This is a genomic window from Streptomyces sp. NH27, assembly GCF_056859195.1.
The window spans coordinates 1-10,891 of the sequence record NZ_JACEGK010000253.1; the positions used below are offsets into that span (position 1 = coordinate 1).

The 10,891-nt window shown below is 72.5% G+C and carries 9 protein-coding genes; 5 read left to right on the forward strand and 4 right to left on the reverse strand.

From position 1 onward, the window contains the following. Window positions 1–20: 20 nt before the first annotated feature. Together AC13HU_RS20870 and AC13HU_RS20875 are read right to left on the reverse strand one after the other, a co-directional pair. The gene (locus tag AC13HU_RS20870) at window positions 21–1,361 is read right to left on the reverse strand and encodes a PP2C family protein-serine/threonine phosphatase (RefSeq protein ID WP_483043433.1); all 1,341 of its coding nucleotides are present in this window, start codon (window positions 1,359–1,361) and stop codon (window positions 21–23) included. Between the two features lie 278 nt (window positions 1,362–1,639). Next, window positions 1,640–2,434, reverse strand: a complete 795-nt coding sequence (locus tag AC13HU_RS20875) for a class I SAM-dependent methyltransferase (RefSeq protein WP_483043434.1) — start codon at window positions 2,432–2,434, stop codon at window positions 1,640–1,642. 188 nt (window positions 2,435–2,622) lie between these two features. Here AC13HU_RS20875 and mshA point away from each other — a divergent pair, with 188 nt between their 5' ends. Together mshA and AC13HU_RS20885 are read left to right on the forward strand one after the other, a co-directional pair. After that, on the forward strand, window positions 2,623–3,963 hold the full coding sequence (gene mshA, locus AC13HU_RS20880; RefSeq protein ID WP_483043440.1) for a D-inositol-3-phosphate glycosyltransferase: 1,341 nt from the start codon (window positions 2,623–2,625) through the stop codon (window positions 3,961–3,963). Beyond that, window positions 3,956–4,573, forward strand: a complete 618-nt coding sequence (locus tag AC13HU_RS20885; RefSeq protein WP_483043435.1) for a type III secretion system chaperone family protein — start codon at window positions 3,956–3,958, stop codon at window positions 4,571–4,573. Before mshA ends, AC13HU_RS20885 begins: the two co-directional genes overlap by 8 nt. A 251-nt stretch (window positions 4,574–4,824) precedes the next feature. Here the strand turns inward: AC13HU_RS20885 and AC13HU_RS20890 are convergent, their stop codons facing one another. Beyond that, window positions 4,825–6,168 (reverse strand): MDR family MFS transporter, encoded by a 1,344-nt coding sequence (locus tag AC13HU_RS20890; RefSeq protein ID WP_483043436.1) that lies wholly within the window; start codon window positions 6,166–6,168, stop codon window positions 4,825–4,827. 86 nt (window positions 6,169–6,254) lie between these two features. On the opposite strand from AC13HU_RS20890, the gene AC13HU_RS20895 reads away from it, so the two are divergent. Then, window positions 6,255–7,013, forward strand: coding sequence for a phosphoglyceromutase (locus tag AC13HU_RS20895; protein ID WP_483043437.1), 759 nt, complete (start codon window positions 6,255–6,257; stop codon window positions 7,011–7,013). 866 nt (window positions 7,014–7,879) lie between these two features. On the opposite strand, the gene phoU is transcribed toward AC13HU_RS20895, so the two are convergent. Beyond that, window positions 7,880–8,560, reverse strand: coding sequence for a phosphate signaling complex protein PhoU (gene phoU / locus AC13HU_RS20900; protein ID WP_483043438.1), 681 nt, complete (start codon window positions 8,558–8,560; stop codon window positions 7,880–7,882). A gap of 222 nt (window positions 8,561–8,782) precedes the next feature. Here phoU and phoR point away from each other — a divergent pair, with 222 nt between their 5' ends. Both phoR and phoP read left to right on the forward strand, forming a co-directional pair. Beyond that, on the forward strand, window positions 8,783–10,165 hold the full coding sequence (gene phoR / locus AC13HU_RS20905; RefSeq protein ID WP_483043439.1) for a two-component system sensor histidine kinase PhoR: 1,383 nt from the start codon (window positions 8,783–8,785) through the stop codon (window positions 10,163–10,165). Further along, on the forward strand, window positions 10,162–10,842 hold the full coding sequence (phoP, locus tag AC13HU_RS20910) for a two-component system response regulator PhoP (RefSeq protein WP_031525271.1): 681 nt from the start codon (window positions 10,162–10,164) through the stop codon (window positions 10,840–10,842). The genes phoR and phoP overlap by 4 nt, the downstream gene beginning before the upstream one ends. Window positions 10,843–10,891 lie beyond the last annotated feature (49 nt).

The following is a 10,891-nucleotide window of genomic DNA, read 5'->3' on the forward strand; positions in this document are numbered from 1 at the left end:
CGCCTGCCCCGCGCCGCGTCCTACGCCTGCCGCTCCAGCAGCACCACGGCCACGTCGTCCGTCAGCTCACCGCCGTTGAGTTCGCGCACCTTCGCCATGGTCGCGTCCAGCAGTTCCTCGCCGCCGAGCCCCGCGGCCATCAGCTGCCCGGCGAGCCCGATCATGCCCTCCTGGCCCAGCCGCTGCGTGCCCTTGCCGATCCGGCCCTCGATCAGACCGTCGGTGTAGAGCATCAGCGACCACTCGCCGTCCAGCCGTACCCCGACCCGGTCCCAGGAAGCGTTCGGCAGCAGTCCGAGCGCCGGCCCGCCCGCCTCGTATGGCAGCAGCGCCGGCGGCCGGCCGGGGGTGGCGAGCATCGGAGCCGGGTGCCCGGCCAGGTGCAGTTCTGCCGAGCGGCCGTCCGGCGCGATGTCGACCGCGCACAGCGTGGCGAAGATCTCCTCGTCGGCGCGCTCGTGCACCAGCACGTCCTGGACGGTGCGCAGCAACTCCTCGCCGCCCAGCCCGGCGAAGGTCAGCGCCCGCCAGGCGATCCGCAGCCCCACGCCGAGTGCGGCCGCGTCCGGGCCGTGTCCGCACACGTCGCCGATCATCGCGTGCACGGTCCCGTCGGGGGTGCGCACCGTGTCGTAGAAGTCGCCGCCGAGCAGGGCCCGGCTGCGGCCGGGCCGGTAACGCGAGGTGAACCGTAGTCCGGTCGCGCCCTCCAGCAGCGGGGTGGGCAGCAGCCCGCGCTCCAACCGCCGGTTCTCCCGGGCGAGCAGCCGGGTCTCGGTGAGCTGGCGCTGTGCGAGGTCGGCGCGTTTGCGCTCCACCGCGTAGCGCACGGCGCGGGTGACGGTGCCGCCGTCCACGCTGTCCCGTACGAGATGGTCCTGCGCGCCGACCCGGACCGCCTCGGCGGCGGCCTCCCCGGCGTCCATGCCGTCGGTGAGGACGAGGACCGCGGTGCCCGGCGCCAGCCGCAGCACCTGCTGGAGGCCGCCGAGCACGTCCGGCAGATCGAGCAGGATGCAGTGCACGTCGTCCGTGAGCAGCCGCCCCGCCGCGGTCAGGTTGCGCGCCCGCAGTACGCGGATGCGGGGGCCGCCCGGCTCGTGGAAGTACGGCACGGTGAACGCGCCGGCCGGGTCGTCCCCGATCACCAGCAGGGTCAGTACCAGCGGGTCCGGGATGGTGTCCTGGCGCTGCCGGGGCAGTGCCACCGACGGTTCGGGAGTGACGGGATCGGGTGCCGGGGCCGCGAGTTCCCCGGGGGCGTCCTGCCGCGTCGAGGCGTCCGCGGGCACGCCTTCACGGCCCTGGGCACCGCGGTCGGTGTCCGAGGGCCGTTCGGTGCCGCGCCTGGCAGCGGACATCACTCGGCTCCTTCCCTCCCCCTGAGATCTCGGTCTGGCGACCCTAGTGGTTCGAGCGGACGGGACGGGAGTGCCGAAAGCGGATGCCGCGCGTCATCTGCGGGTACCGGCGGGCGGTTTGGGCGCCAATGGGGGCATCCGCTCATGACCAAGGTCACGCGCGACGGGTGCAACCGTGTGGCGTACGCGACCCTCTTTCGGGTCCGCAGGAGTGCTTACGGTGCCCTGAGTCCCCCCGGGTGCCCCGTCGTGTCGGCCCTGCGGCGAGAGCCGCCCCCTTACGGCGCGACGGAGTCCCACGCCAACGTGACCTCGCCCTGGCGCCAGCGGGTGGGCCCGTCGAGGACGGGCCAGCCCTGATCGCGCAGATCGCGCACCGCCCTGATCCAGCGCTGGCGGGCGCCGAGGGAGGAGAGGGGGGCCGCGGAGGCCCAGGCGCGATCGAAGGCGGTGAGGAACGCATGCACGGGTTCGCCCGGCACGTTGTGATGGATGAGCGCTTTCGGGAGGCGCTCCGCGAGGTCGGACGGGCGGTGGAGCGAGCCGAGCCGGGTCGCGAAGGTGATGCTGCGCGGACCTTCCGGGCCGAGCGCGACCCAGACGTGCCGGCGCCCGATCTCGTCGCAGGTGCCCTCGACGAGGAGGCCGTCGGGTGCCAGCCGGGCCCGGAGCGCGGCCCAGACACCGGCCACCTCGGCCTCGTCGTACTGGCGCAGCACGTTCGCCGCGCGGATCAGCAGCGGGCGGCCGCCGGGCAGCGGGAGTTCGAAGCCGCCGTGCAGGAAGGTCAGGCCGTCGCGGATATAGGGGAGCGCCGCGGCGACCCGGGCGGGGTCGATCTCGACGCCGACCACCTCCGTCTCCGGCCGTACCCGCCGCAACCGTGCCAGCAGTTCGACGGCGGTCCAGGGCGCGGCGCCGTACCCGAGGTCGACGGCGAGCGGGTCGGCGGCGCCGCGCAGTTCCCGGGCGAGGGTGGCGGCGATCCAGCGGTCCATCCGGCGCAGGCGGTTGGGGTTGGTGGTGCCCCTGGTCACTGTGCCCACCGCGCCCACCGCGCGCCCGCCGCTCATGGGATGAGGGTAGACGAGCGTGAAACGGGCCGACCCGGGGCATCTGCACCGGGAAGAGCCCGGCCACGCCATGTGCCGGGTGCTGTGATAACGACCCGACATCGGTTCGGGCGATCGGAAATGGAATCGCCGATTCCGGTGTTGTGCGAGGTTGACGACGGGGGTACGGCTGTCGGAAGGATCGCATGGTGACCACGTACACGTCCCGGCTCGGCGCGCGCCGCGGAGCCCCGCACAAGCGGTGGACGGTCGGGCGCCGGGTGCGGCGGGTGGCGATGCTGAGCGTGCACACCTCCCCGCTGCACCAGCCGGGCACCGGCGACGCCGGCGGTATGAACGTGTACATCGTGGAGCTGGCCAGGCGGCTGGCCGAGCGGGACATCGAGGTGGAGATCTTCACCCGGGCCACCACCGGCGGCGCGCCCGCCGCGGTCGAGCTGGCCCCCGGCGTGCTGGTGCGGCACGTGGACGCGGGCCCGTACGAGGGGCTCGCCAAGGAGGACCTGCCCGCGCAGCTCTGCGCGTTCACGCACGGCGTGATGCAGGCATGGGCGGGCCACGGCCCGGGTCACTACGACCTGGTGCACTCCCACTACTGGCTCTCCGGCCATGTCGGCTGGCTGGCCGCCGAGCGCTGGGGCGTGCCGCTGGTACACGCCATGCACACCATGGCCAAGGTGAAGAACGCCGCGCTGGCCGCCGACGACCGCCCCGAGCCGACCGCCCGGGTGATCGGCGAGACGCAGGTGGTGGCGGCCTCGGACCGGCTGATCGCGAACACCGACGAGGAGGCCGCCGAGCTGGTGCGGCACTACGACGCGGCGCCCGGCAAGGTCGCCGTCGTCCACCCCGGTGTGAACCTCGACCGCTTTCGGCCCGACTCCGGCGGCCGGGCCGCCGCCCGGGCCCGGCTCGGCCTGCCGCGGGACGCGGTGATCCCGCTCTTCGCCGGGCGGATACAGCCGCTGAAGGCGCCGGACGTGCTGGTCCGTGCGGTGGCGGTGCTGCTGGAGCGCGAGCCGGCGCTGCGCGAGCGGCTGGTCGTGCCGATCGTGGGCGGCCCCAGCGGCAGCGGGCTGACCAAGCCCGAGGCGCTGCACAAGCTGGCCGCGCGGCTCGGCGTGTGCGACGTCATCCGGTTCCAGCCGCCGGTGGACCAGGCGCGGCTCGCGGACTGGTACCGGGCGGCGACCGTCCTGGTGATGCCGTCCTACAGCGAGTCCTTCGGGCTCGTCGCGATCGAGGCGCAGGCATGCGGCACCCCGGTGGTCGCCGCCGCGGTCGGCGGGTTGCCGGTCGCGGTCGCCGACGGCCGTACCGGTTTCCTCGTTCCCGGGCACGACCCGCGGGACTACGCCGAGGTGCTGCGGCGCTTCGTCGACCAGCCGCACCTCGCGGACCGCCTAGGCGCGGCCGCGGCCCGGCACGCACGCGGCTTCGGCTGGGGCGCCGCGGCGGCGGACACGGCCGAGGTGTACGCGGCGGCGCAGCAGGAGCACCGCCGTAACCTACGATCGGCCCATGGCTGACGCTTCCCCGGAGCCCCCCGAGTTCACGGAGCCTTCCGAATCCACGGAGCCTCCCGAGGCCGCCGGGTCTCCCGAGCCGCCGACGTCCGCGGACGGCGGCCGCGCGCCGTCTCCCACCGCCCGCGCCCGGGCGGCGGTGGAGCAGGCGCTGCGCGAGGCCGAACTCCCGTGGGAGTCGCCCCGCGTGGGCGCGTACGTCACCCAACTCCCGGGCACCCGGAAGCTGTCCACCACCACTCAGCTCATCGTCGGCGAGCACACCCTCTCCCTCAACGCCTTCGTGATCCGCCACCCCGACGAGAACCACGACGCCTTCCACCGCTGGCTGCTCGAACGCAACCTCCGTACGTACGGCGTCAGTTACGGTGTGGACCGGCTCGGCGACGTCTACCTCACCGGCCGGCTCCCGCTGGCCGCGGTCACCCCGGCCGAGATCGACCGCCTGCTCGGCGCGGTCCTGGAGAACGCGGACGGGTCCTTCAACGTGCTGCTCGAACTCGGCTTCGCGTCGGCGATCCGTAAGGAGTACGCGTGGCGCGTGGCTCGCGGTGAGTCCACTCGTAACCTCGACGCGTTCACGCACCTGACCAAGCCGTCGGCCGAGGAGTAGCGGCCCGCCCGCCACCGGCCCGTACGGCCCAACGTCCACCCGAGGCATCCGCGGCACCCTTCGATCCGGGGCACTCCCGGCATCCGGGGCGGCCCGCTCGACACCAGGCTCCGGTCCTACGGCGTCCCCGGCCCGGCCGCGGACGTCGCCCGCCGACCTGTACCGGGCGCAGCGCGAACTGCTGTGCTGGAGACCGCGGTTGACGAGGGGAGGGCAGTGCCCCCGGTCAGGTGAGGTCAGGTCGGGTCGGGTCAGGCCGGGTCGAGGTCGCCCTCGGCCCGCGCCTCCGCGGGGGCGGGCGCCTCCGCGGCGGCCGGAGCGGCCGGAGCGGGCACCTTCACGAGCTGCGGCTTCGTACGCGTACGGAGCAGGCCGTAGTAGCCGGCGGCGGCCACGGTGCCGACGGCCGCGCATCCCCACCAGACGGCGCCCCGCCCGAGGTGGTCCAGGGTGACGCCGCCCGCCAGCGGGCCGGCGAAGGCGGCAGCGGACCAGGACAGGGAGTACACGCCCTGGTAGCGGCCGCGCGCGGAGGCGGGCGCGAGGTCGGCGACCACCGACATGGACGCGGGGGCGTGCACGATCTCGCCGACTGTCCAGATCACGACGGTCAGCGCGTAGACCGCCACGGACCCGGCGAAGGCGGTGGCCCCGAACCCCCAGGCCATCAGCAGGGACCCCGAGGCCAGCAGGCCGGCCGCGCTGCGCGAGCGCAATGCCCGGGTGAGCGGGATCTGGAGCAGCACGATCACCAAGCCGTTCAGGGCGATCACCAGGCCGTACTGCCGGGTGGAATAGCCGTCGGCGCCCATGTCGATCGCGAGGGTGGAGGAACCCTGCTGCATCACCGCGCCGACGAGGAAGGTCAGACCGACCACGGCCATGAAGCGGCGGTCGCGGGCGACGTCGGCGAGGGTGACCGGGCGGGTGGCGGGGGCCGGTCCGGGTGCGGCGGTGCCCCGCGCGGCGCCCCTTCCGGCGGAGCCGCGTGCGGCCGTACCGCCCGGCGGGACGCTCGACAGGGCGCTCGGCAGGGTCTCCCCGGCCTTGGCGAAGACCACCAGCGCGCACAGCAGCGTGGTGGCCGCGTCGCCGAGGAACAGCCACAGGTATCCCTCGGCGGCGACGAAGCCCGCGACGGCCGCCGAGACGCCGAACCCGATGTTGATCGCCCAGTAGTTGAGGGAGAACGCGCGCACCCGGTCCTCCGGCGGGACCAGGTCGGCGATCATCGCGGAGAGCGCGGGGCGGGAGGCGTTGCTCACGAGGCCGAGGAGTGCGGCGACCGCGGCGACGGCGAGCGGCGCGGTGACGAAGCCGAGCACCGCGGTGGCCACGGCGGCGCCGATCTGCGCGGTGAGCAGGGTGATCCGGCGCCCGACGCGGTCGGCCAGCACCCCGCCGAGCACCGCGCCGCCCGCGCCGCCCAGGCCGTAGAGAGCGGCCGCCAGCCCGGCGTACGACGGGGAGTAGCCGCGTTGCGCCGTCAGGTACAGCGCGAGGAAGGTCGCGACGAAGCCGCCCAGCCGGTTGACCAGCGTGCTTGTCCACAACCACCAGAACTGCCGGGGCAGCCCCGACAGGGTCTCCCGCACCGTAGATGTAATAGTCGCTCTCACGATGCGCAGATTACATAGGGTGGGTCGATGGGCGCCACTCGATTTCGATTACGCTCAGAGGCATGGCTGCTGCTGCGTACAAGTTGATCCTGCTCCGCCACGGCGAGAGTGAGTGGAACGCGAAGAACCTCTTCACCGGCTGGGTGGACGTCAACCTCAACGACAAGGGTGAGAAGGAGGCGATCCGGGGCGGCGAGCTGCTCAAGGACGCCGGCCTGCTCCCCGACGTGCTGCACACCTCCCTGCTCAAGCGCGCGATCCGCACCTCCCAACTCGCCCTGGAGTCGGCCGACCGGCTATGGGTCCCGGTGCGGCGCTCCTGGCGGCTGAACGAGCGGCACTACGGCGCCCTCCAGGGCAAGGACAAGGCGCAGACCCTCGCGGAGTTCGGCGAGGAGCAGTTCATGCTCTGGCGCCGTTCCTACGACACCCCGCCGCCGGCGCTCGCCGACGGTGCCGAGTACTCCCAGTCCGACGACCCGCGCTACGCCACCATCCCGCCGGAGTTGCGTCCCCGCACCGAGTGCCTCAAGGACGTCGTCGAGCGGATGCTCCCGTACTGGTACGACGGCATCGTGCCCGACCTGCTCGCCGGCCGCACCGTGCTCGTCGTCGCCCACGGCAACTCGCTGCGCGCCCTCGTCAAGCACCTCGACAACATCTCCGACGCCGACATCGCCGGCCTGAACATCCCCACCGGCATCCCGCTCGCCTACGACCTCGACGCCGACTTCCGCCCGGTCACCCCCGGCGGCACCTACCTCGACCCCGACGCCGCGGCCGCCGCGATCGAGGCGGTCAAGAACCAGGGCAAGAAGTAGTTCTTCGACGCCAACATGCCCCCTGCCTGCGGGTTCTTCCGCGGGAAGGGGGCATGCGTGCGTTGTGGGCCGTCTGCGGGCCGTTGAAGCGTTAGCTCTCGCTCTTTGAGTGGCCACGCTGGTGCTTGGTCGCTGCGTACTGATCCACCCAGTTCCGGCTGCTGCGCCACCCGCCGCCTTCTGCCTTTATGGCGCGTAGCCTGCCTCGGTTCGCGGCCACCCGGAGCGCACCCTCACCGAGGTCCTCTGTCGCGAGAGCGGCCAGCGGTACAAGCTTCACGGGGCCCGCGATGGTGGGCAGGACGAAGCGGTGCAGGTTGGTCGTGACGCTGCGGGCGATCAACTCTGCAAGCGGCCCATTACCGGCCCCCGGCCCGCTGACGTGTGCAGGCCCCACCCAGGTGAGCGGGTGGGGCCTGCACACGTGTGCGTCGTGGCCGCGGCGTCAGGACCGGGCGGACGACTTGGAGGAACTGGCGGGAGGAACTAGTGGGAGCAGCCGCTGCATTGGCAGGGGCCGCCGGACTGGCAGCCGCAGCCGCAGCCCGAGCCGCAGCCGCAGGCGGCCACCAGGGGGAGCGGGGTGCGCAGTGGGAGCGCGATGTCTGGCGCGGGGCGGTCGCGAACGGGCGGTGGGGTAGGGGACTGCGGCATCGGTGACACCCTCCTCATGCTTGCCTGACCACCAGTGAACCCGGCGCGTTCCGGTGTTTCAAGGGCGCACGAGGGCATCCCGGGCATGCGCCGGTGTCGCGCGCGCCCCCACCACACGGGTGCGCGCCACACCTCCGCACGGGCACACCTTCGCACGGGTGCGCGCCACGCCGTCGGCCGGCCGCTGCCGACGGCTACGCGGCATTCCGCAGCTACACGCCCTCGACCGACGTCGGCGTCGGGCTCAGCTCGTCCGCGTGCTCGCCGGTCACCAGGTAAACCACCCGCTTGGCGACCGAGACCGCGTGGTCGGCGAAGCGCTCGTAGTAGCGGCCGACCAGGGTGACGTCGACCGCGGTCTCGATGCCGTGCTTCCAGCGGTCGTCGAGGAGGTGCTGGAAGAGGGTGCGGTGCAGTTCGTCCATGCGGTCGTCGTCCGCTTCGAGCTGGAGCGCGTCGTCGACGTCCTTGGTGATGATCACCTCGGCGGCCTTCGCCATCAGCCGCTGGGCGAGCTGGCCCATCTCCAGGATGGTGCTGTGCAGGTCGCGCGGCACGGCCGACTCCGGGAAGCGCAGCCGGGCGAGCTTGGCCACGTGCCGCGCCAGGTCGCCGGAACGCTCCAGGTCCGCGCTCATCCGCAGGCTCGTCACGACTATCCGCAGATCGGTGGCGACCGGCTGCTGCCGGGCGAGCAGCGTGATGGCGCGGCTCTCCAGCTCCCGCTGGAGGTCGTCGACCTTCTCGTCCGCGGCGATCACGCTCTCCGCGACCTTGAGGTCCGCGTCCAGCATCGCGGTGGTGGCCCGGCCTATCGCGGACCCGACCAGCCGGGCCATCTCGACCAGCCCTTCACCGATCGAGTCGAGCTCCTCGTGGTATGCGTCCCGCATCGCTTTCCTTCCGTACAGGCCGAGGGCACACATGCCGTCGCCGAAACGTGTGCTCAAAAGAGAGGCTTCTCCTCCACGCTCACACGCTGATGGGTGTACGCGTACCGGTCGCGCCTCGCAGGTGAATCCAGACCTTCCTCAAGGTGAACTCTTGGCAACGTACATCCGAGAGCTCGCTTCCGGGGTTGTAAAGCAATTGAGCAGGCCACCTAACCTGTAGCTGTGGACGTGAACGCGGCAGTGGCCGCTGCCAGCGCGATAGCCGGTCTCCTGACCGGCGCCAGCGGCGTACTCGCGTTCCGGTGGAGCGAGCGGGAACAGGCCCGCCCCACCCGCAAAGCGCTACGGACCGAGAACATGACCGCTGTACTACCGCCGGGCGTGGACACCGTCCTGTCCGTGCTCCGCTCCTCCGCCGTTGTCCTCGACGAGGGCGACACCGTGGTCAAGGCCAGCTCGGCGGCGTACGCCCTCGGGCTGGTCCGCGGTGGCCGGCTGGCCGTCGACCAGATGCTCCAGATGGCCCGCGAGACCCGCAGGGACGGCGAGATACGCCAGGTCGAGCTGGACCTGCCACGCCGCGGTGCCGGGCGGGGCGAAGGGCAGGCGGTCTCCGCCCGGGTCGCCCCGCTGGGCTCCCGGCTGGTGCTGCTGCTGGTGGAGGACCTGACCGAGGCCCGCCGGATCGAGGCGGTGCGCCGCGACTTCGTGGCGAATGTCAGCCACGAGCTGAAGACCCCGGTCGGCGCCCTCTCGCTGCTCTCCGAAGCGGTGATGGACGCGTCCGACGACCCCGAGGCGGTCAACCGCTTCGCCGGCCGCATGCAGATCGAGGCCACCCGGCTGACCAGCCTGGTGCAGGAGATCATCGACCTGTCCCGGGTCCAGGACGACGACGCCCTCGTCGACGCCGAGCCGGTCGCCGTGGACGACCTCGTCGCCGAGGCCGTCGACCGCTGCCGGCAGCCCGCCAACTCCAAGCAGATAACCATGGCCACCGGCACCACCCCCGATCTCTTCATCTGGGGCAACCGGGGCCAGCTCGCCGCCGCCCTCGGCAATCTCGTCGAGAACGCCGTCAACTACAGCCCGGCCCGCACCCGGGTCGGCATCGCCGCCCGCTGGATCAGCGCGGCCGGCGCCGGGGGCACTTCCCAGGCCGCAGGCTCCGGGGGGCTCATCGAGATCTCCGTGACGGACCAGGGCATCGGCATCTCCGAGCGGGACCGCGAACGGGTCTTCGAGCGCTTCTACCGGGTCGACCCGGCGCGCTCGCGGGCCACCGGCGGTACCGGGCTCGGCCTGTCCATCGTCAAGCACGTGGCCGCCTCGCACGGCGGGGAGGTCACGGTGTGGAGCGCCGAGGGACAGGGCTCCACCTTCACGCTGCGCCTGCCCGAGGCAGCCCGCGGCCGCCCCCCGGAACCGGACGACGGGTCGGACCGATCCGACCGCTCCGGCCGACCCCACCAGCAGGAACAGTCCGACCCATCCGACCGTTCCGACCCGGACGAGCAGTACGACGACGCCGTCGAAGAACCGACGGACGACAAGCTCTTCCAGACCCTCCCCGAACACATCCCCGCCCCGGAGGTCCTCCCGTGACCCGCGTACTCGTCGTAGAGGACGAAGAGTCCTTCAGCGACGCGCTGTCGTACATGCTCCGCAAGGAGGGCTTCGAGGTCGCGATCTCCGCGACCGGGCCCGACGCGCTGGACGAGTTCGAGCGCAACGGCGCCGACCTGGTACTGCTCGACCTGATGCTGCCGGGTCTGCCCGGCACCGAGGTCTGCCGCCAGCTTCGGCTCAAATCCAATGTCCCGGTGATCATGGTGACCGCCAAGGACAGCGAGATCGACAAGGTGGTCGGCCTGGAGATAGGTGCCGACGACTATGTGACCAAGCCCTTCTCCTCCCGGGAACTGGTCGCCCGTATCCGCGCGGTGCTGCGCCGCCGGGGTGAGCCGGAGGAGATCTCGCCGGCCGCCCTGGAGGCCGGCCCGGTCCGGATGGACGTGGACCGGCACGTGGTCACCGTCGGCGGCGGCAAGGTGGACCTCCCGTTGAAGGAGTTCGACCTGCTGGAGATGCTGCTGCGCAACGCCGGGCGGGTGCTCACCCGGATGCAGCTCATCGACCGGGTCTGGGGCGCGGACTACGTCGGCGACACCAAGACCCTCGATGTCCACGTCAAACGGCTGCGGGCGAAGATCGAGCCGGACCCGGGCGCGCCGCGCTACCTGGTGACGGTCCGCGGTCTCGGCTACAAGTTCGAGCCGTAAACAGGCCCGCCGCCGCGCGGTGCGAACGGTAAGGGGCTCGGCACCAGGT

Coding starts and splice junctions, on each gene's coding strand:
- AC13HU_RS20875 (WP_483043434.1), bottom strand. CDS start 2,434: ATGAGCGGCGGGCGCGCGGTGGGCGCGGTGGGCACAGTGACCAGGGGC.
- AC13HU_RS20870 (WP_483043433.1), bottom strand. CDS start 1,361: ATGTCCGCTGCCAGGCGCGGCACCGAACGGCCCTCGGACACCGACCGC.
- AC13HU_RS20895 (WP_483043437.1), top strand. CDS start 6,255: ATGGCTGCTGCTGCGTACAAGTTGATCCTGCTCCGCCACGGCGAGAGT.
- phoU (WP_483043438.1), bottom strand. CDS start 8,560: ATGCGGGACGCATACCACGAGGAGCTCGACTCGATCGGTGAAGGGCTG.
- AC13HU_RS20885 (WP_483043435.1), top strand. CDS start 3,956: ATGGCTGACGCTTCCCCGGAGCCCCCCGAGTTCACGGAGCCTTCCGAA.